The 20,737-nt window shown below is 71.7% G+C and carries 17 protein-coding genes; 13 read left to right on the top strand and 4 right to left on the bottom strand.

What is annotated here, in order from left to right; translation table 11 throughout:
* The 8 genes from AC0VY3_RS21510 to AC0VY3_RS21475 all read left to right on the top strand — a co-directional run bounded on the left by AC0VY3_RS21510 (position 1) and on the right by AC0VY3_RS21475 (position 7,567).
* Entirely contained in the window at positions 1-1,131 is a 1,131-nt protein-coding gene (locus AC0VY3_RS21510) for an MCE family protein (RefSeq protein WP_475550322.1), read from the top strand.
* Positions 1,128-2,354: an MCE family protein gene (locus tag AC0VY3_RS21505; RefSeq protein WP_103507057.1), complete on the top strand. Its 1,227-nt coding sequence runs from the start codon at positions 1,128-1,130 to the stop codon at positions 2,352-2,354. The genes AC0VY3_RS21510 and AC0VY3_RS21505 overlap by 4 nt, the downstream gene beginning before the upstream one ends.
* Positions 2,351-3,586 carry an MCE family protein gene (locus tag AC0VY3_RS21500; protein WP_103507058.1) on the top strand — a complete coding sequence of 412 codons (1,236 nt, stop codon included), beginning with the start codon at positions 2,351-2,353 and terminating at the stop codon, positions 3,584-3,586. Before AC0VY3_RS21505 ends, AC0VY3_RS21500 begins: the two co-directional genes overlap by 4 nt.
* A complete protein-coding gene (locus AC0VY3_RS21495) occupies positions 3,583-4,104 on the top strand; it encodes a hypothetical protein (RefSeq protein WP_103507059.1) in 522 nt (173 codons plus the stop codon). The genes AC0VY3_RS21500 and AC0VY3_RS21495 overlap by 4 nt, the downstream gene beginning before the upstream one ends.
* 23 nt (positions 4,105-4,127) lie before the next feature.
* Positions 4,128-4,775 carry a hypothetical protein gene (locus AC0VY3_RS21490; protein ID WP_475550321.1) on the top strand — a complete coding sequence of 216 codons (648 nt, stop codon included), beginning with the start codon at positions 4,128-4,130 and terminating at the stop codon, positions 4,773-4,775.
* Positions 4,776-4,954: 179 nt separating this feature from the next.
* Positions 4,955-5,452 carry a hypothetical protein gene (locus tag AC0VY3_RS21485; RefSeq protein WP_475551716.1) on the top strand — a complete coding sequence of 166 codons (498 nt, stop codon included), beginning with the start codon at positions 4,955-4,957 and terminating at the stop codon, positions 5,450-5,452.
* Positions 5,453-5,506: 54 nt separating this feature from the next.
* The gene (locus AC0VY3_RS21480) at positions 5,507-6,253 is read left to right on the top strand and encodes a hypothetical protein (RefSeq protein ID WP_475550320.1); all 747 of its coding nucleotides are present in this window, start codon (positions 5,507-5,509) and stop codon (positions 6,251-6,253) included.
* 21 nt (positions 6,254-6,274) lie between these two features.
* The gene (locus AC0VY3_RS21475; protein ID WP_475550319.1) at positions 6,275-7,567 is read left to right on the top strand and encodes a lytic transglycosylase domain-containing protein; all 1,293 of its coding nucleotides are present in this window, start codon (positions 6,275-6,277) and stop codon (positions 7,565-7,567) included.
* Here the strand turns inward: AC0VY3_RS21475 and AC0VY3_RS21470 are convergent.
* A complete protein-coding gene (locus tag AC0VY3_RS21470) occupies positions 7,556-8,617 on the bottom strand; it encodes an ATP-dependent DNA ligase (RefSeq protein ID WP_475550318.1) in 1,062 nt (353 codons plus the stop codon). The genes AC0VY3_RS21475 and AC0VY3_RS21470 overlap by 12 nt on opposite strands.
* A 77-nt stretch (positions 8,618-8,694) precedes the next feature.
* Between AC0VY3_RS21470 and ligD the strand changes: the two genes are divergently transcribed.
* Both ligD and AC0VY3_RS21460 read left to right on the top strand, forming a co-directional pair.
* On the top strand, positions 8,695-9,717 hold the full coding sequence (gene ligD / locus AC0VY3_RS21465) for a non-homologous end-joining DNA ligase (protein ID WP_475550317.1): 1,023 nt from the start codon (positions 8,695-8,697) through the stop codon (positions 9,715-9,717).
* Entirely contained in the window at positions 9,714-10,823 is a 1,110-nt protein-coding gene (locus tag AC0VY3_RS21460; protein WP_475550316.1) for an ABC-2 transporter permease, read from the top strand. The genes ligD and AC0VY3_RS21460 overlap by 4 nt, the downstream gene beginning before the upstream one ends.
* 22 nt (positions 10,824-10,845) lie before the next feature.
* Here the strand turns inward: AC0VY3_RS21460 and AC0VY3_RS21455 are convergent, their stop codons facing one another.
* Entirely contained in the window at positions 10,846-13,083 is a 2,238-nt protein-coding gene (locus AC0VY3_RS21455; RefSeq protein ID WP_475550315.1) for an OmpL47-type beta-barrel domain-containing protein, read from the bottom strand.
* Complete coding sequence (locus AC0VY3_RS21450) at positions 13,080-15,584, bottom strand: ThuA domain-containing protein (RefSeq protein ID WP_475550314.1); 2,505 nt, start codon at positions 15,582-15,584, stop codon at positions 13,080-13,082. Before AC0VY3_RS21450 ends, AC0VY3_RS21455 begins: the two co-directional genes overlap by 4 nt.
* A 302-nt stretch (positions 15,585-15,886) precedes the next feature.
* On the opposite strand from AC0VY3_RS21450, the gene AC0VY3_RS21445 reads away from it, so the two are divergent.
* Entirely contained in the window at positions 15,887-16,927 is a 1,041-nt protein-coding gene (locus AC0VY3_RS21445) for a multicopper oxidase domain-containing protein (RefSeq protein WP_475550313.1), read from the top strand.
* A gap of 39 nt (positions 16,928-16,966) precedes the next feature.
* Here the strand turns inward: AC0VY3_RS21445 and AC0VY3_RS21440 are convergent, their stop codons facing one another.
* Positions 16,967-19,186: a DEAD/DEAH box helicase gene (locus tag AC0VY3_RS21440; RefSeq protein ID WP_475550312.1), complete on the bottom strand. Its 2,220-nt coding sequence runs from the start codon at positions 19,184-19,186 to the stop codon at positions 16,967-16,969.
* 399 nt (positions 19,187-19,585) lie between these two features.
* On the opposite strand from AC0VY3_RS21440, the gene AC0VY3_RS21435 reads away from it, so the two are divergent.
* Together AC0VY3_RS21435 and AC0VY3_RS21430 are read left to right on the top strand one after the other, a co-directional pair.
* Positions 19,586-20,380, top strand: a complete 795-nt coding sequence (locus AC0VY3_RS21435) for a VOC family protein (protein WP_103508215.1) — start codon at positions 19,586-19,588, stop codon at positions 20,378-20,380.
* A gap of 70 nt (positions 20,381-20,450) precedes the next feature.
* On the top strand, positions 20,451-20,705 hold the full coding sequence (locus AC0VY3_RS21430; RefSeq protein WP_103508239.1) for a WhiB family transcriptional regulator: 255 nt from the start codon (positions 20,451-20,453) through the stop codon (positions 20,703-20,705).
* The last annotated feature ends 32 nt before the right edge of the window (positions 20,706-20,737 follow it).

Genomic DNA, 20,737 nt, shown 5'->3' with positions numbered 1-20,737 from the left:
ATGAGACGCACCCGCATCATCGGCATCGGAGCCGGACTCGCCCTCGTCGCCGTCGCGGCCGCCACCGGCGTCAGCGCCCTGGAGGAGGACGGAAAGACCACCGTCACCGCCTACTTCGACCGGGCCACCGGCGTCTACGCCGGATCCGACCTCCGGATCCTCGGCGTCAAGGTCGGCACCGTCGACTCCGTCGAACCGCGCGGCAAGGAGGTGAAAGTCGTGCTGCGCCTCGACGAGGGCATCGACGTCCCCGAGGACGCCCACGCCGTCGTCGTCGCGCCCAGCCTCGTCGCCGACCGCTACATCCAGCTCGCCCCCGCCTACGACGGCGGACCCCGCCTCGCCGACGACGCGGTCCTGCCCGCCGCCCACAACGCCACCCCCGTCGAGGTCGACGAGCTGTACGCCTCCATCACCGAACTCTCCACCGCGCTGGGCCCGAACGGGGCCAACGCCGACGGGGCGCTCGCCCGGCTCCTGGACACCGGGGCGAAGAACCTCGACGGCAACGGCAAGGCCATCGGGGACTCCATCGAGCAGTTCGGCAAGGCCACCAAGACGCTCGACAAGAGCAGCGGCGACCTGTTCGACACCCTGGCCCACCTGCAGACCTTCACCACCATGCTCAAGGAGAACGACGGCAACGTCCGCAGCGCCGAGCAGCAGCTGAACACGGTCACCTCCTTCCTCGCCGACGACAAGAAGAACCTCAGCGCGGCCCTCAAGGAACTCGGCACCGCCCTCGGCCAGGTCAAGACCTTCATCGCGAAGAACCGCGGCGCGCTCAAGAAGAACGTCGAGGCCCTGGTGCCCGTCACCCAGGCCCTCGTCGACCAGCGCGCCTCGCTCGCCGAGGCGATGGACACCCTGCCGCTCGCCGCCGGAAACGTGCTCAACGCCTACGACCCGGCCAACCGCACCCTCAACGGGCGCACCAACCTCAACGAACTGTCCATGGGCGGACCGCTCGTCGACCCCGGGGCCGCCGAAGCGGCCGGCCGGCTCACCGGCCTCGCCCCCGTCGACGCGACCCGCCGCAAGGCCCTGCCCGTCCTGCCGCTGCCCGAGGTCGGCACGGTCTACGGCACCCCCGAGAAGCAGCCCGGCAAGCAGAAGGGGGCACGACGATGAACGACGACGCCCGGCGCAGACCCGTCGTACGGGCCGCCGTCTCAGCCGTGGCGCTGCTCGCCACCGGCGCCCTGATCGCCCTGGTCGTGGTCCGCCCCGACACCCCCTCCTTCACCGGCATCGAACAGTTCCCGCTGCCCGGCGGCGCGGACCTCGGCGACCGCCCGTACGAGGTCACCGCCGAGTTCGGCGATGTCCTCAGCCTCGCCCCGCAGTCCTCGGTCAAGGTCAACGACGTGTCCGTCGGGCGCGTCACGAAGATCGCCCTCGCCCCGGACGGCTGGCGGGCCCGGGTCACCATGCGGGTCAACGGGAAGATCGAGCTGCCCGCCAACGCGTACGCCCGGCTGGAGCAGTCCAGCCTGCTCGGCGAGAAGTTCATCCAGCTCGCCCCGCCCCCCGAGGGCACCGCACAGGGCTCGCTCGCCGCCGGCGGACGCATCCCGCTCTCCCGCACCAACCGGAACCCGGAGGTCGAAGAGGTCTTCGGAGCCCTGTCCCTGCTCCTCAACGGCGGCGGCGTCAACCAGCTCAAGACCATCACCACCGAGCTGAACAAGGCGCTCGCCGGACAGGAACCGCAGATCCGCTCCATGCTCAAGCGGGTCGACACCCTCGTCACCAACCTGGACGAGAACAAGGGTGACATCACCAAGGCCCTCGACGGCGTCAACCGGCTCGCCGCCACCCTCGCCACCCGCAAGCAGGACGTCGGCACGGTCCTGACCGGGCTCAGCCCCGGACTCAAGGTCCTGGAGAAGCAGCGCGGCTCCCTGCTCACCATGCTGCGCTCCCTCGACACCCTCTCCACCGTGGCCGTCGACACGATCAACCGGAGCAAAGCCGACATGATCGCCGACCTCAAGGCGCTCGCCCCGACCCTCAAGGCGCTCGCCGACTCCGGCCAGGACCTTCCCGACTCCCTCCAGGTGCTGCTGACCTACCCCTTCACGGACGAGGTGCTGCGCGGCGTCAAGGGCGACTACCTCAACGTCTACCTGGATGTGACGGCCCTGCCCGGTACGCAGATCATCCCGCCGCTCACCCCGGACGAGCCCGGCATCCCGCTGCCCCCGGCCGAGGGCGAGGGCGCGGCGGCAGCGGCCCGCAGCACGCTGCCGCTGCCGCTGCCGGCCGTGTCGGGCACACCGAGGACCACCGCTCCGGGCACGCCGAAGACCACACCGGGCACGCCGAAGACCGAGAAGGAGGCGACACCGTGATCACCCTCGCCATCCGGCTGAAGAACCTCGCCTTCCTCGTCATCGCCGTCCTGGTCCTCGGCTATCTCGGCGTGCGGTACGCCGATCTCGGCCACTACGTCGGACTCCGCAGCTACTACACCGTCACGGTCCAACTCCCGCAGACGGGCGGCCTGTACACACACTCCAACGTCACCTACCGGGGGGTCTCCGTGGGCCGCGTCGGCCCGATCGAGCTGACCGACGAGGGCGTCGAGGCCGAGCTGCGGATCGAGAAGGACGCCCCGCCGATCCCGGACAGCCTCACCGCCGTCGTCGCGAACCTCTCGGCGGTCGGCGAACAGTACGTCGACCTGCGGCCCACCCGCGAGGACGGGCCCTACCTGGGCAACGGCTCGGTCATCGACGAGGCCGACACCACCATCCCCGCGCCCCCGACCGACGTCCTCACCAGCGTCGACGACCTGGCGAGCTCGGTGGACCTGGAGAGCCTGCGGACCGTCGTCGAGGAGTTCGGAGCCGCCTTCGAAGGGCGCGGCGACGACCTCCAGGTCCTGCTGGACACCGGCGGCGACTTCATCGAGTCCGCCGACAAGTCCCTGCCGGTCACCACCCGGCTGATGGCCGACGGCGAGCGCGTCCTGCGGACCCAGGCCGAACAGGGGCAGGCCCTCAAGGGCTTCGCCTCGGGAGCCAAGGAACTGGCCGCCGAACTGAAGGGCTCCGACACCGATCTGCGCCGACTGATCGCGACCACCCCGGACGCCGCCGTCCAGATCAGCGGACTGCTCCGCGACCTGGACCCGGCCTTCGGCGTCGTCGTCGCCAACCTCCTCACCACCTCGGAGGTCGCCGTCACCCGACAGCGCGGCCTGGAGGAACTCCTGGTGAAGCTGCCCGCCGTCGCCGCCGCCGGAGCGAGCGCGGTCGACGACGACGGCGCCCGGTTCGGCATGTCCGTCACCTTCTTCGAACCGCTGCCCTGCACCGCCGGCTACGGCGGCACGGTCTACCGCAACGGCCTCAACACCTCGGCCGGGCCCGCCGTGAACACCGCCGCCCGCTGCACCTCCTCGCCCGGCACCGGCATCAACGTCCGGGGCAGCGCCAACGCCCCCAAGGGCGGCCCGGTGCCGAAACCCGCCGTACCGGGCTCGATGAAGCTGCCCGGAACCGTGGACGGCGCAGCCGCGGCCCCGCAGTCGCCGGCCGAGGGCATGGCCGGACTGCTCGGCCTGGGAGGCGGCTCATGACACCTCGCACCCGAAGCCGGGCCGGCTGGGCCGTCCTCCTCGTCGCCGCACTGCTCTGCGGCCTGGGGGCCTGGTCGTACGGGCAGGCCCGCGGCGACCGCTCCCTGGCCTACGCGAAGGCCCGCGACACCGCCCTGACCGAGGGCAAGCGGCATCTCGCCACGCTGAACAGTCTGGACGGCGAGAACGCGAAGCAGGTCGACGAGGGGCTGCGAGCCTGGCTGGACTCCTCCACAGGCCCGCTCCACGACCAGCTGGAGCGGACCCGGAAGGCCGACGCGAAGTCCCTGACGACAGCGGGCGACACGGCCCGCGGCAAGGTCACATCGGCGGCGCTGACCGCACTGGACGAGCGCACGGGCACGGCGGAGCTGATCGCCACCGTGGACGTCCAGGTCACCCCGCGCACCGGCGCGGCCGGCACCCAGCGCAAGCGGTTCACGGCGACCCTCGCCCGTACGGCCGACGGCTGGAAGGTCAAGGCGCTCACGGCGATCGGAACGGGCGGCGGCCGATGAGGCCGCGGGGAGGAACGCCGACGATGAACAGCACGACGAAGGACGCGACGGGCGCGACGGACACGGACACGGATACGGACGTGACGGGCGCGACGGTCACGGACACAGATACAGACACAGAGACGGTCGCGGTGGACGAGCCGGTCCTGGCGGATGCCGTGGACGCGCCCCGCCGCCGGTGGCCACGCGTCCTCGGCGTCCTGCTGACCGTCGCCCTGATCGCCACGGGCGCCGCCCTGTACGCCGAGGGCCGCCAGCTGCGCGACACCCCGGCCACCGCGAACCTCGCCCTCACCGACGCGGAGGCCACCGTCCGCGTCACCGGCGACGTCAGCAGCGCGCTCGGGAAGATCTTCTCGTACGGTCCCGGGGCCACCGCCGTCACCAGGGCGGCGGCGAAAGAGGTCCTGGCGGGCAAGGCGCTCCAGCAGTACGCGGCGCTGTTCGGCCAGGTCGAGCGGCAGTCCACCGACCAGAAGCTGACACTCACCACCGAGGTCGTCCGGGCCGGGGTGACCCGGCTGACCGGCAGCAGCGCCCACCTCCTGGTCTTCCTCGACCAGGTCTACGAGCGCCGGGGCCGCGCCCCCACCACCGCCTCCGCGCAGCTCACGGTGACCGCCGAACTGCGCGACGGGCGCTGGTGGATTGTCGAGATCGGCTCCATATGAGGGCGGCCCGGACACGTTGGCGCACCGGTCCGGTTCGGCAGGCAGGGGAGAGGCAGCACATGGCACGGCAGCGGAAAGCAGAGCAGGACACGGCGCAGCAGGACGCCGCAGAGCGGGACACCGCGCAGCAGGACGCGGTACCGGTGGCCGCGGCACCGGACGGGACCAGGAATCCGCTGGTGATCGTCGCGCTGGCCCTCGCCGTGTGCGCGGCCGGAGCGGCGGGCTGGGGCGGCTGGTCGCGCTACGAGGCAGCGCACGACGACGCGGCGTCCTTCGCACAGGCGCGGGACGACGCGCTGGCGGCGGGCGAACAGGCGGTGCAGAACATGAACACCCTTGACCACCGCTCGCTGGAGAAGGGGCTCGACAGCTGGGAGCAGTCCACCACCGGCGATCTGCACCGCCAACTCACAGACGGACGCGACGCTTTCGCGAAGCAGATCACCGAGGCGAAGACGGTCAGCACGGCCAAGGTCCTCTCCGGCGCGGTGACCGAACTGGACCAACGGGCGGGCCGGGCCGGGGTGATGGTGGCGATCCGGGTCACCGTGACCGCACCGAAGGGCGAACCGGCGGTGAAGGAGAGCCGGTTGCTCGGGAGCCTCGCCCGGACCGCCGACGGGTGGAAGCTCAGCGCGCTGGGTCAGGCGCCCGTCGGCAGCACGGCCGGCTGACCTCCGCCCCCTCGCATCCGCCCAGCCCCGCACGCCCCGGAGAGGACCCCGCCCATGTCGACGACCCGCCACCTCGTCAACCGCCGCCGCCGGCTGGCCACGGCGCCACCGCGCACGGCGGAGACCGGCACGGAACCCGTGGCCGGGCCGACCGCCGGCCCGGCCACCACGACCGAGCCCGATCCACCGGCCGCCCCGTCCCCTTCGGACACCGCCGCCGCATCGAGCACCGATGCCGACACCGCTCCCGAAGCCACGGCGGACGCCCGCCGCACCAGGACGCCCCGCCTCCGCGTCACGCTGCCCGTCCTGCTGTGTGCTCTCACCGTGGTCCTGGGGGCCTTCGCCGCCTGGGCGTTCGCCTCGGCGAGCGGTCTCCGTGACGAGCCGGCCCGGCAGAACACCGCGCTCACCGACATCGGCCGGACCAGTGAGGTGAAGGGCCGGATCAGCGAGGCGGTCGGCGCGGTGTTCTCGTACGACTACGCCTCGCCCGCCCGCTCCGACCGTGCGGCGAGCACCTATCTGACCGGCCGGGCCGTTCAGCAGCACAAGGACATGCTCGCCGACGTACGGGAGCAGGCCCCGAAGCAGAAACTCGTCCTGACCACCACCGTCACCGAGAGCGGGGTCGAGTTCCTCGACGGTGACCGGGCCCGGCTGCTGGTCTTCGCCGACCAGAGCAACACCCGTACAGGCAAGGACGAGGAGACGACGTACGCGGCGGCCATGTTCGCCGTGGACGCCGTCCGCCGGGGGGACACCTGGCTGATCGCCGCCATCGACACGTTCACTCGCTGAGACCCGGAGAGGGGAGCCCCCATGAGGTTCGACCGCACCGTGCGCCGCAGGCTGAGCACCACGGCCACCGCCGTCGCCGCGATGACCGCGCTCACCGCGTCCCAGGCCCCGGGGTTCGCCCTGCCCGAGCCACGGCAGGAGAAGGCGGCGGCCTCCGACGACGTCGTGTGGACCGAGGTGCCGGGCGACGACGTCTACCACACCGAGTTGCCGCCGCTACGGTCCCCGAAGCCGCCGGGGCCACTGAAGCCCGGCGAGAAACCCGACCCCGTAGTGGTCCGCGCCTGGTCCGAGGCGGGCATTCCGGCCACCGTCCTGGCCGCCTACCGCAAGGCCGAGAGCGCGGTGGGCCGCAGCGACCCGGGCTGCGGACTGCCGTGGCAGCTGCTCGCGGCGATCGGCAAGGTCGAGTCCGGCCAGGCCTCCGGCGGGCGGGTCGACGCACGCGGGACGACGCTCAGCCCGATCCTCGGCCCGGCGCTCGACGGCAACGGCTTCGCGCTGATCCGGGACACCGACAAGGGGGCGTACGACGGCGACCGCGCCTTCGACCGGGCCGTCGGGCCCATGCAGTTCATCCCGTCCACCTGGGCGTCCTGGGGCGCGGACGGCAACGGCGACGGACGCAAGGACCCGAACAACATCTACGACGCGGCGCTCGCCGCCGGGCACTACCTCTGCGCCGGGCCGCGCGACCTGGACCGGCAGGCCGACCTGGACCGGGCCATCCTCAGCTACAACCGGTCCGACACCTATCTGCGGACGGTGCTGTCGTGGCTGGAGTTCTACCGCACGGGCAGCCACCCGGTCGCCGACGGCGATGGCGTCCTCCCGGTCAGCCCCGGCCCCGGCGGGAAGACCCGGCCCAAGGCCCCGGTCGGCGGCCCCGGCGCGCCGGAACGCCCCGGCGAGGGCGACGGAGGCGTCGTCGTCGGCCCGCAGCCCACGCGGTCGCCGAGCCCGACGCCCACACCGCGCCCCACGGGCCCCGGCTCGCCGAGCCCCAGCCCCGACCCGACCGACCCCGGCCCCGACCCGACCGACCCCGGCCCCGACCCGACCGACCCCGGCCCTACTGAGCCGGGCCCGAGCCCCAGCCCGGACCCGACCGACCCGGGTCCCACCGAGCCGGGCCCGAGCCCCAGCCCCGACCCGACCGGGCCCACCACACCGCCCGACCCCGGCGGGACCGACCCGGGCTGCCCCGGCGACACTCCGTCGCCGTCCCCGTCCGACGACGCCGGGACGCCTGAGCCGGCCGGGTTGGACGAGCCCTGCGCCACGCCGACCGGTGACCCGGAGTCAGCCGCCTGACAGCACCTCGGACAGGTCGTAGGAGACGACCTCCTCCAGCTGTGCGTACGTACAGCCGGCGGGGGACCGGTCCGGCCGCCACCGACGGAACTGCGTGGTGTGCCGGAACCGGTCGCCCTCCATGTGGTCGTAGGCCACCTCGCACACCCGCTCCGGGCGCAGCGGTACCCAGGACTGGTCCTTCTTGCCCGACCACCGGTTCTGCGTGCCCGGCAGCCGGGACTGCTCGTGTGCCGCCGCGTCCGCCCAGGCGGCCCACGGATGCTCGGCGAACGAGCAGCGCAGCGGGGCGAGTTCCTCGGCCAGCTCGGCACGCCGCTTCATCGGGAAGGCCGCGCAGACCCCGACGTGCTGGAGCACGCCGTCGGTGTCGTACAGGCCGAGCAGCAGCGAGCCGACGACCGGGCCGCTCCTGTGCTCGCGGTAGCCCGCCACCACGACATCGGCGGTCCGCTCGTGCTTGATCTTGTACATGGCCCGGGTGTCGGGCCGGTAGGGGAGGTCGAGCGGTTTCGCCACGACCCCGTCGAGCCCGGCGCCCTCGTACCGGTCGAACCACTCCCGGGCGATCTCGATGTCCGTGGTGGACGGGGCGAGGAGGACGGGCGCGGACGCGCCGGAGAGTGCCGCCTTCAGCACCTCCCGCCGGTCCGCCTGCCGGGTGGAGAGAAGAGAGGTGTCGTCGACCGCGAGGACGTCGAAGGCGATGAAGCTCGCCGGGGTCCGCTCGGCGAGCATCCGCACCCGGGAGTCCGCCGGATGGATGCGCTCGCTGAGCCGCTCGAAGTCGAGCCGCCCCTCGTGGGCGATGACGATCTCCCCGTCGATCACACAGCGCGGCGGAAGGTTGTCCCGTACGGCGTCGACCAGGTCGGGGAAGTAGCGGGTGAGCGGTTTGCCCGTGCGGCTGCCGATCTCGACCTCGTCGCCGTCCCGGTACACGATCGCCCGGAAGCCGTCCCACTTCGCCTCGTAGGCCATGCCCGGCGGGATCCTGGCCACCGACTTGGCGAGCATCGGCTTCACGGGCGGCATCACCGGCAGGTCCATGGTCCGATTCTGGACCGCTCACCCAGCCCATGTCGCCCGATGTGCGGCATATGTGCGACCGGCCTACGGTGGCCGTCATGGGAGCTGCGGTGGAGCTGGACGCGGGCGGACGGGCCGTGAGGCTGTCCAACCCGGACAAGGTGTACTTCCCGGAGAAGGGCTACACCAAGAGGGACGTGGCCGAGTACTTCCTGGCGGTCGGCCCCGGGATCACGCGTGCCCTGAACCACCGGCCGACCACGCTCCAGCGCTTCGTGGACGGGGTCGAGGGCGACTTCTTCTACCAGAAGCGCGCCCCGAAGAACCTCCCCGACTGGATCCCCACCGCGCGGATCGCCTTCCCCAGCGGGCGTCCCGCCGACGAGATCTGCCCTACCGAGCTCGCCGCCGTGATCTGGGCCGCCAACCTCGGCACGCTCACCTTCCACCCCTGGCCCGTGCGGGCCGGGGACACCGACCACCCGGACGAACTGCGCATCGACCTGGACCCGCAGCCCGGCACCGACTACGCCGACGCGGTCACCGCCGCCCACGAACTGCGCTCCGTCCTGGAGGACCACGGTGTACGCGGCTGGCCCAAGACCTCCGGCGGGCGTGGGATGCATGTCTTCGTGCCCATCGAGCCCGCCTGGACCTTCGTCGAGGTGCGGCGCGCCGCCATCGCCGCCGGGCGCGAGCTGGAGCGGCGGATGCCCGAGCGGGTGACGACCGCCTGGTGGAAGGAGGAGCGCGGGGAGCGGATCTTCGTCGACTTCAACCAGACCGCCCGCGACCGCACCATCGCCTCCGCCTACTCCGTACGCCCGTTTCCGCACGCCCCGGTCTCCGCACCGCTGCGCTGGGAGGAGATCGACGACGCCGAGCCGCGCGACTTCGACCTCCGCACGATGCCGGGGCGGTACGCCGAACTCGGCGACGTACACGCGGACATGGACCAGGAGGCGTTCCGGCTGGACGGGCTGCTGGAGCTGGCCGACCGGGACGAGAGGGAGCGCGGGCTCGGCGACATGCCCTACCCGCCGGAGTACCCGAAGATGCCCGGCGAGCCCAAGCGCGTCCAGCCCAGCCGCGCCCGCCACGACGACGGCGAGATGGCGTGAGCGGGAGCGGCGAGACGGGGAGCGAGCACGTCGGCGGGCCGGGCGGGAGCGGCGAGCGGCACGGTGCGCACGGGCGGCCGCTCACCCTCCGCGAGCGCTGGGAGGCCTACAAGAACAGCCCGTTCCTCCCCGCGACCGTCCTCGTCCTGATCATCGCCGCGGCGGCCGGCCTCTTCGCCGGCTCCTACACGTACGCCATGGCCAACCCCACTCCGCACCGCATCCCGGCCGCCCTGGTCACCCAGCCGGAGGTGGAGCGCGGCGAGGCGTTCGTCGCCGGGATGGAGAAGGCGCTCGACGCCTCGCTGGAGCTGCGCGACTACCCGGACGTCGCCGACGCCCGCCGCGCCCTGGACGAACAGAAGGTCTTCGCCATCGTGCGCGCGGCCGACGACGGGGTGGCACTCGACGTGGCCGGAGCCTCCGGCGCGTCCGTGGCCGAACTGCTCGGCAAGGCGGGGCTCGAAGTCGGGGACGCCACCGGCGTCGAGGTCACCGTCCGGGACGTCAAGCCGCTCCAGCGGGGCGATCCGCGCGGGCTCGCCCTGTTCTACATCTCGCTGGCCGCCGTGATCATGGGCTTCCTCGGCGCGATCCAGCTCAGCGTGCACGCCCACGGACTCAACCCGGCCGAGCGGATCGCCTTCACCGCCGCGTACGCCCTGCTCGGGGGCTTCGCCATCGCGGCGGCCGTGGACTGGTGGCTGGGCGCGGTGAACCTGCCGTTCGTCCAGTCCTGGCTGATCCTGGCGTTCACGATGTTCACCTCCGGCATGGTCTTCACCATGTTCAACACCCTGATGGGCCGCTGGGCGATGATCCCGACCTGGGGCGTCATGGTGCTGCTCGGCAACCCGTCCTCCGGCGGGGCGGTGTCCTGGCCGCTGCTGCCCTCGGCGCTCGGCCACATCGGCCGCTGGCTGCCGCCGGGCGCCTCCGTCAACGCCCAGCACACCGCCGTGTACTACCAGGGCCACCAGTTCGTCTTCCCGTATCTGGTCCTCGCCGCCTGGGCACTGGTCTCCTGCACGGTCTTCTGGGTGTGGCGGCACCGACACCCAGGTGGCCGCGCCCGCACGCCGGAGCATGCGGCCACGGCCACCTGAGACTCTGGCTCTTCCCTGCGGGTTACAGCTCCTTGATGCGGATGTCGCGGTACGAGATGACGTCGGTGACGCCGTGCACCTGGAGCCCGATGTAACCGGAGGCGAACCGCCGGCCGTCGGTGCCCGGGTCGTCGCCGCGCGGCGGCTCGAAGAGCTGACCGCCGGTGTTGTCGAACTCGTTGATCAGGACACCGTTGCGGTAGATCTCGTAGTGCTGGTCCACCACCTTGATCTCGTAGTCGTTCCAGGTGCCCTTGGGCGTGACCCCGGCGCCGCCGAGACCCACCCGGTCGAAGCCGTACACCGAACCGGTCTTGTACATGTCGCCGTCCGGCCGGTCGTTGACCTGGATCTCATGGCCGTACTTGATGGCGACCCACTCCGGACGCGACTCCTCCGGGTGGTCGTGGACCTTCGGGAAGCGGACGAAGACCCCGCCGTTGGCGTTGCCCGAGCCCGGGGCGTCGTCCCGCCACTGGAGCTTGAGCGAGTAGTCGCCGTAGGCCCGGTTCGGCAGCCACAGCATGCCCATCCCGTCCACCGTGGTGGAGCTGGTGATCGAGCCCTCCTCCTCGTTCAGCTCGAACTTGCCGCCGCCCACGTGCTCCCACTTGGCGAGCGAGGCCGCGGTGCCGTCGAAGAGCTTGGTGTAGCCCTCGGACTGCCCCGGCTTGCCGATGCCCGACTGCTTGGCGGCCTGGTTGATCGCCTTGCGCTCGCGCCGGTCGATGACGCCGTCGGTCTTGAGCTTGTCGAGGACCGCCGTCACGTGCTTGAGGAACAGGGCGTGGGAGGACCAGTCCTTCTCGTCCTCGATCAGCTCGTTGATCGTGCAGCGGTTACGGGTGATCCGGTTCGGGACGCCCGTGTCGATCGTGCCGACGAAGACCGTGTGCCGCTCGTCGAACTCCGCGCAGTTCGGCGCGGGAACCCCGCCGCCCTGGGCGATGGTGAACGACACCTTCTTCGCCTCGGAGGTGTTGCCCGCCTTGTCCGTCGCCCGGTGGGCGATCGAGTGGTGGCCGACCCGGTCGACGATCACCGGGGCGGTGTAGGCGAGGTACGGTCCGCCGTCGAGGCTGTACTCGACCTTGTCCACACCCGAGTCGTCGTCGGTCGCGGAGACGGTCGCCTTGGCGCTGGTGATGAACGCGCCGTCGCTGTTCTTGTCGCCCTCGACCTTCACCGAGGTCTCCGGAGCCGTCTGGTCCTGCGACGGCGGCTCCACCACCGTGAACTCGACGGACTTCTCGTCCGCGACGTTGCCCGACCGGTCGGTGGCCCGGTAGCGGACGGTGTGCTCGCCCACCTCGTGGACCATCACCGGTGCGGTGTACGCCTTCCATTCGCCGTCCGCGCCGAGCGCGTACTCGATGGAGTTGACGCCGGACCCGGTGTCGGACGCGGTCACGGTGACCGTGGCCATGCCCAGGTACGCGCCCGCGTCGTCCTTCTCGCCCGAGACGGTCGCCGAGGTCTCCGGCGGGGTCTCGTCGTCGGTCGGCGGGGCGGCCACCGCGAAGTCGACGGACTTCTCCCCGGCCGCGTTGCCCGCCTTGTCGGTGGCCCGGTAGCGGACCGTGTGGTCGCCGACCTCGTTCACCACGACGGGCGCGGTGTACGGCTGCCACTCGCCGTCCGCGCCGAGCGCGTACTCGACGGTGTCGACGCCGGAGCCCTCGTCGGTGGCCTCGACGGTCACCGTGGCCTGGCCGATGTACGCGCCGTCGCCGTTCTGGTCGCCGTCGACCTTCGCCGAGGTCGCGGGGGCCTCGGTGTCCTCGCCGCTGCCCTCGGTGACGGTCAGGATGCCCTGCATCATGCCGTGGCCGGGGATCGTGCAGTGGTAGAAGTACCGGCCGGGCGACAGCGTGACCTCCACGCTGTGCTTGCCGCCCTCGGAGTCACCGGGGTTGGCCAGGATGTTCAGCTGGACGTCGTTGTTGAACTCCGGGTCCGACACGCTGAACGTCAGCGTGTGCGGCATGCTCGTCGTGTTCCCGGTCGCCGTGCTGTTCTCGAAGACGATCGTCGCCTTGCCGGCCACCGCCGTCTTCGGCGCGGTCAGATAGTGGTCGATCGGGTCGCCCGCGGTCCAGGTGAGCACCTGGTCGGCGGCCTTGGCCCCGGGAGCGTCGCCGCCCTTGCCGTACGCGGCGGTGGAGGTCAGCCCGAGGACCATCAGGAGGGAGGCCAGCAGGGCCACCCAGAAGCTCGGCGGACGGTGCCGCCTGCGTGCGAGGTAGGGGAGATGTCTCACTTCGCCGCCGCCTTGTCCACGAGATCCGCGGCGGCCGGCGTCGCGCCGCCGCCCTTGTACGACACGCGCCACAGCGCGGACTTGGAGTCGGAGGTGAAGAAGCCGCGCCCGTAGTCCAGGACGTACAGAGAACCGTCCGGTGCGAACTTCCAGTCCATCAGATTGCGGATGCCGTCCGCTCCGACCGGGATGATCTTCTTCAACGACTCGGCGTGCGTGGGCAGTCCGCCCTTGCCGACCGTCTTCGGGTCGGTGAGCACGGCGTGCCGGGGCTGGGTGTCGTCGTAGAAGTCGCCCACGAACCACTTGCCGTCCCAGTAGGCGGGCCACTTGGCGGTGGACTCGCTCTGCGCGTCGTAGCGGTAGACCGGGCCGTTCATCGTGGCCTGCCCGCCGCCCTTGAGCCAGGGCAGCAGCTCCTTGCCCTCCTCCGCCTGGTAACTCGGTACGCCGTTCTCGTCGCGCGGATAGTCGACCCCGCCGCCCTGCGGCGAGTACCAGATGGTGTTCGGGGTGACCGGCGGCAGCTTGACCAGCCCGTCGTTGTTCGGCGACTCGTTCTTCGGGGCGTCGCAGTCGTACCAGCCCAGCGGCTTGGTCGGATCCGGCAGATTACGGTCCCGGTAGGGCTGGTTGTTGCCCATGCAGAACGGCCAGCCGTGGTTGCCCGCCTTGGTGATCGCGGCGAACGTGTCGTACTTCGCCGGACCCCAGGTGGTGGACGGCGAGCCCGCGTCGGGGCCGACCCAGCCCGCGTACAGCGTGTCCGTCGAGGGGTCGATCGAGATCCGGGCCGGGTTGCGCACGCCCATCACGTAGATCTCGCCCCGCGTCTTGCCGCCGCCCTCGTCCGGCTCCTCGCCGGTGAAGAGGTTGCCGGAGGGCAGGGTGTACGTGCCGTCGTCCTCCGGGTGGATCCGCAGGATCTTGCCGTTGAGGTTGTTGGTGTTGCCGGCCGTGCGCCGCGCGTCGGCGAAGGAGACGCCCTTGTAGTTCGGCTGCGGGTTGTTGCCGGAGTAACCGTCGCTGAAACCGGAGGAGTTGTTGTCACCGGTCGCGATGTACAGGTTGTCCTTCGAGTCCCACGCCATACCGCCGCCCGCGTGGCAGCAGCTGTTGATCTGCACCGGCCAGTCGAGCAGCACCTTCTCCGAGGCCAGGTCCAGCTTGTCGGTCGCGGAGTCGAAGGTGAAGCGGGAGACCTGCCGGGTCGCCATGCGCTTGTCGCGGTCGATCTTCGCGTGCGGGGTGTAGTGGAGGTACACCCATCCGTTGGAAGCGAAGTCCGGGTCCAGCTCGATACCGAGCAACCCCTCCTCGACCTTGACCAGTTCGTCGCCGCCGCCCTTGTTGCCGAAGACGTCCAGCGCACCGGCCAGGGTGACCTTCCCGGTCTTCGGGTCGTAGACGTGGATCTCGCCCTTGCCCTTGCCGATGTTCGGGTCGTTCCAGTCGATGACGACCGGCTGGGAGCTGTCGGCCCCGCCGCGCCCGATGTAGAAGACCCGTCCGTCCGGGGCGGTCACCAGACCGTGCGGCTCGCCGATCTGGTCGTTCTGGCCCGGCTGGTTGGGCTCGGTGACCCGCTCGGCGGTGTAGTTGGAGGTGATCGTCGCCTTGCAGTCGGCCTGCGAGGTCCGGTTCGTCCAGGAGAGCGCGCCGCGCAGATGGTCGCGGAAGTCGGTCTCGGCGAAGCTGTCCGCCGTGCCGCCCATGGCCGTGTAGAAGGAGCGGCCGCCGTCGTAGTCGCGGCACCAGGAGACCGGGTGGTCCCAGCCGTTGGCGCTCGCGCCCGGCTTGTACGTCAACTCCCGTACGCGCGCCACGGTGTGGACATCGCCGGACGGGTTCTTCGTCCAGTTCAGCCACTTGTCGGGCCGCTTCCACTCCAACGGCAGGCTCTTGGTGGCCGGGTGGACCCGGTCGCCGATCTCGACCGTCGCGCGCTGCACGGTGGCCGGGCTGTTCGCCGCCGGGCGGGCCCCGACCAGACCGGTGAACCAGTCCGAGTAGGGCTCGGTGCGCGCCGCGTCATGGATGCCGAGGAAACCGCCGCCGGCCTCCATGTACGCCTCCAGGCCCGCTTCCTGCTCCGGGTCGAGGACGTCGCCGCCGCCGGTCAGGAAGACGACGGCGTGGAAGGAGCCGAGCCGCTTGCCGTTGGTGAACACCTTCGGGTCGGCGGTGGCCACGGTGGTGAACCGCCGGGCCTCCGGACCGGTCAGCCCGATCTTCTCGATCGCCGCGATCCCGGCGTCGGTGTACGGGGCCTCGTCACCCGCCGACGCGTGGAACACCAGCACCTTCACCTGGCTCTTCGCGCCCGGCGGAGAGGGGAGCGACAACGTTGTCGCCATCTTCTCCACCAGGGCCCGGTCCGGCGATGTGTCGGCGCTGGCCGGGCCGCCGCTGCCCAGCATGGACACGGTCAGTGCGCCGGCCGCCACGGCCGCCGCGAGGCCGCGTCGTGATCTGGACCGGTGATGTGATGCGCGCTGCATGTGGTCACCCACCCCTCTGTGGTCACTGCACCTCTCGGTGACTGTGGCTTGCTCACTCTTCGTCAGGAGCTGTCGACCTACTGGCTCTTGGTTCGCCCGCTCTTGATTCACTGCGACAGCGCACGAAGCTAGACCTCTTTTCGCGGTCCGCCAATAGCTACGGCAGCAATCGCACGAACTTTGTCCTGAGTGTGGATAAACGGAGATGCCCCGGCTACGGTGTGGCCCGTTCCGGGGATCCCGTGAGCTCTGTCCCGTACCGGCGGCTTCGCCAGTTTCCTTATCGCAGTGGGGAGTTCGACATGGACCGAAGGACCTTCAGCCGGCGGATGCTGGTCGGCGGCGCGGCGGCCGCCGCGACCGGAGTGACATCGTTGTCGCTCGGGGCGGTGGAGGCAAGCTCGGCCGAGAACACGCCGCGTACGGCCCCGGCGGGCGGCGTCACACGCCGACTGAAGATGTACGCCGAGAAGTTGCCGAACGGTGAGCTGGGCTACGGCTTCGAGAAGGGCAAGGCCTCGATCCCGGGACCCCTCATCGAGGTCAACGAGGGCGACACGCTGCACATCGAGTTCGAGAACCTCACGGACGTCGACGCCAGCCTCCATGTCCACGGCGTCGACTACGACATCGCCAACGACGGCACCCGGATGAACAAGAGCCACGTGGAGCCCGGCGGCACCCGGACGTACACCTGGCGCACCCATGCCCCGGGCCGCCGCAAGGACGGCACCTGGGAGCCGGGCAGCGCGGGCTACTGGCACTACCACGACCATGTCGTCGGCACGGACCACGGCACCGGCGGCATCCGCAAGGGGCTCTACGGGCCGGTCATCGTGCGCCGCAAGGGCGACATCCTGCCGGACCAGACGTGCACGGTCGTCTTCAACGACATGACGATCAACAACAAGGCGGAGCACAACAGCGTCAACTTCGAGGCCACGGTGGGCGACCGGCTCGAATTCGTGATGATCACGCACGGCGAGTACTACCACACCTTCCACATCCACGGTCACCGCTGGGCCGACAACCGCACCGGTCTGCTGACCGGCCCCGACGACCCCAGCCGGGTCGTCGACAACAAGATCTGCGGACCCGCGGACTCCTTCGGCCTCCAGATCATCGCGGGCGAACGCGTGGGCGCGGGCGCGTGGATGTACCACTGCCATGTCCAGAGCCACTCCGACATGGGGATGGCGGGGCTCCTGCTGATCAAGAAGCCCGACGGCACGATCCCGGGCTACGAACCCCACCACCACACGGCCGGAGCCACGGAGAAGAAGGCCGGCGAGAAGGCCGGGAAGAAGAGCGCCGACACGGGCACGGCGGAGCACCAGCACTGACCCCGGCCGTCGCGGGGCCCGCGGAGGGGGCGGGCCCGGTCACGGCCGGCGGGAGTCGTCCACGAGACGCTGCTGCTCCTCCTCGACGATGCGCCGGGCCAGCTCGGCGTCGGAGACGTCCACCGCGTCCGGAGTGGTCTCCGCGAGGTCGCTGCGCCGCGCGTACGCGTCGAAGAGCCGGTCCTTGCGGGCCAGCAGCTCCACCAGGCGCTGGTCCACACTGTCCGTGGCCAGCAGCCGGTGCACCTGGACCGTGCGCACCTGGCCCATCCGGTGGGCACGGGCGACGGCCTGGTGCTCCAGGGTGGGCTTGATCTGCGGCTCGCACAGGACGACCACGGAGGCGGCCTGCATGTTCAGCCCGGTGCCGCCGGCCTGGATCTGGCTCAGCAGCACCGCGTGCCCGTCCACCGCGGAGAACGCGTCCACCAGCTCCTGCCGCCGGGCGGGCGGGACGCTTCCGGAGAGCGGTCCGAAGGCGTCCGGGCCCAGGGTGTCGCCGATCGTCGCGAGGACCTCGCGGAAGTAGGAGAAGACGACCACCTTCAGGCCGTTGTCCCGTGCCTCGTCGACCAGTTCGCGCAGCCGCTCCAGCTTGGCGGAGGTCCCGGGCACGGCATAGGCGGCCCGGCGCATCCGCATGAACCGCCCCGAGGCGACCGCCTCGCGGTAGGCCTCCCGGTCCTCGGCCCCGAACTCCTCCCACTCGTCTACCTGGACCAGCGCCGGGAGTTCGGCCAGCACATCCACCTGGTTGCGGCGCAGATAGGCGGGGGCGACGGCCCGGCGGAAGGCCCGCGAACCGGCCGCGCCGTGCGTGGAGCTGACCGACGGCGCGAGTTCCGGGCGCAGTTGGCGCACCAGGCTGCGGAACTCCTCCACCCGGTTCTCCATCGGGGTGCCCGTCAGGAACAGCACCCGCTCCACCTGTTCCGCCCAGCCGGCGACCGCCCGGGACCGGCGGGCCTCGGGGTTCTTCACGAAGTGGGCCTCGTCCACCACCAGCATCCCGGGCCTCACCTCGGCCGCCGCCCCCTCGGGCAGCAGACGCAGCGCGTCGAAGGTGGTCACCGCGACCCCGCCGCTCTCCCGCCAGTCCGCGAACGCCTCGGTCCGCTCCGCGCCGTGCACCGCAACGGCGCGCAGGGTGGAGCGGGCCCGGATCTCCCGGGTCCAGTTGATCAGCACGCTCGCCGGGCACACCACGAGGAAGTGCCGCTCGCCGTGGGCGGCGAGGTGTGCGAGGGCGGCGATGGCCTGCACCGTCTTGCCGAGCCCCATCTCGTCGCCGATGATCACCCGCTTCTGTGTCAGCGCGAAGCGCGCCCCGAACGCCTGATAGCCGCGCAGGGACACCCGTAGACGTGTGTCGTCGAGGCGCAGCGCGCGTACCCGGTCGGCGATTCCGGCGGGCAGGAAGCCCTCGGCGGCATCGCGGTCAGGACCGCTGCCGGACAGCTCGGCGAGCAGGCTGTAGTACTCGGCGGACCGCAGCTCGAAGTCCACCCAGGCCTCGGCAGGCGACGCCGGTGAGCGCAGCAGATCGGCCGACGCCTGCGCGAACAGCACCGGCAGCTCCCGCTCCACCGCGTCCGCCACGGCCGACCGCACCGCGTCGAGGGCCTCCCGCACCCGCGTCCGCTGCTCCCGCCCGCTGAACAGCATCCGCAGCCGGCTCCCGGCCGGTGCGGCCGCCGCCACCGGAGGGCCGAGCCGTTCGCCGAGCCGACGGGCCGCGTCGACCGCCCGCCGCGCCTCCGTACCGGCCTCGACCAGCCGGTGCAGGGCGATCACCAGGGCGGTGCTCGTGTCGTCCGGGGTGTCCACGTCGATCCGCACCGAGACGGTGTCCCGTACGGCGTGGGCGATCTGCCCGGCGGCGCCCAGCGCCTGGTCGGCGGTGTGCGCACCGACCCCGGGGAGCTGCCGCAGCTCGTAGCGACCGGTGCCGTGGACCTGCCCGACCGTGCCGAACCCGGCCTGCTCCAGCGCCACCAGACGCAGCCGCCCCTCCGTGACGTCCTTGAGCCGGCCGACGGGAATGTGGGCCAGCTCCTGGTCCACCAGGGCGTCGAGCAGCGGATCGAGCACGGACCGTACGGCGTCCACGGCGGCCGCCCGGTCCGCCGGCACGGCCCGGGCGCTCTCCAGGAGCCGCTCCGCCCGCGCGAGCAGCTCACGGGCCGCGCCGCCGGTGGGCACCGGACCCCCGGCGGCCCCGCGCGCGAGCTTCCCGCCCGCCGCCCCGTTCTGCTTCATGTGCGTCCTTCTGTTCCCGAGGAGGCGTCTAGCAACCCCGGGACCCGCTCCTGTGGCCTCCCCGCCATCGTGCCACGCCCCGCCGACACCCCCGGACCCGTCGCGACGGGTCCGGCGCGCGGGCTCGTGCGCGGGCCGCGGCGAGGTGCGGTGCGCGGGGAGGCGGGCGTGCGACGCGCCGGTCCAACGCTTGGCCCCGGCGGGTGCGCGATGCCTACCCTGGGCCGCACGGCGGGGGCGAGTGCCCGCCGGTGGAACGCCCCGGTCGGCCCCGCGCGGACTGCGGTTGTCCGTGCCCGGTGCAAGACTCGGAATGAGAGGAACCACCCCGGCGGTACGACGAGCGGGACCACCCGGACCGGACGAGCGGAATCCACCGGATCGACTGAGGAGCACGCCATGATCAGCCCCACCTTCCTCGACGGAGCGCCCAGTTGGGTCGATCTCGGCACGCCCGATCTCGACGGGGCCGTCGCGTTCTACCGGGGCCTGTTCGGCTGGGACCTGATCCCCGGCGGTCCCGAGGTCGGTGGCTACGGAATGCTCACCCTGGACGGCCGGTACGTCGGCGGGGTGATGACGGTGTCCGAGGAGGAGTCGCCGAGCGCCTGGTCGGTCTCCTTCCAGTCACCCGACGTCGCCGCCACCGCGGCGGCGGTGGAGCGGGCGGGCGGCAGCGCCGCGTTCGAGCCGATGGACGTCCTGGACTTCGGCAGCATGGGCGGCTTCACCGACCCGGCCGGAGCGTATTTCGGTGTCTGGCAGCCGAAGGAGCACCCCGGCTTCGGCGTCGTCCAGGAGCCCGGCTCGTTCCTCTGGGCCGAGCTGTACACCCCCGACGTCCCGGCGGCGGCCGCCTTCTTCGGAAGCGTCCTCGGCTGGCGGACCGACGAGCTGAAGGTGGAGGGCACCGATTACACCTACACCACGGTCCACCCGGCCGGCGCCGGCCCGGAGGCGTCGTTCGGCGGCCTGGTCCGGATGGGCGACGTCCCGACGGAGGCCGCCCGCGGCCCCCACTGGCTGCCCTATTTCGACGTCGCCGACGTGGACGCCACGGTGGCCGATGCCAAGCGGTTCGGCGGCACGGAGACCCTGGCCGCCATGGAGGTGCCCGGCGTCGGAAAGATGGCCAACATCGCCGATCCGTACGGGGCGGTCTTCGCGGTCATGAGGCCCGAGCCGAGGCAGTAGCCGCGGACCGGCGCGGCGGATTGATGAATCGTTGATCAGTTGTTTATCGCCGCCGGGAACCGTGGTCACCATGCTGATCAACACCGTGACCGACGACGCACTCGCCTGGCAGGAGACCGCGTTGTGCGCGCAGGCCGGGCCCGAGTTCTTCTTCCCCGCCCCGGGCAGCTCGACCCGCGAGGCCAAGCAGCTGTGCAACGCCTGCGAGGGGCGTCTGGCCTGCCTGGAGTACGCACTCGCCAACGACGAGCGGTTCGGGGTCTGGGGCGGGACGTCCGAGAAGGAGCGCGAGCGGCTGCGCAGAGAAGGACGCGACCGGAGCTGAACGCCCCGGTCGCACCCGCGCACCGTAAACCC

Source organism: Streptomyces sp. iso_384 (genome assembly GCF_056172905.1).
The sequence above is the reverse complement of the archived record's forward strand: the minus strand, read 5'-3'. Positions and strand labels throughout refer to the sequence as shown.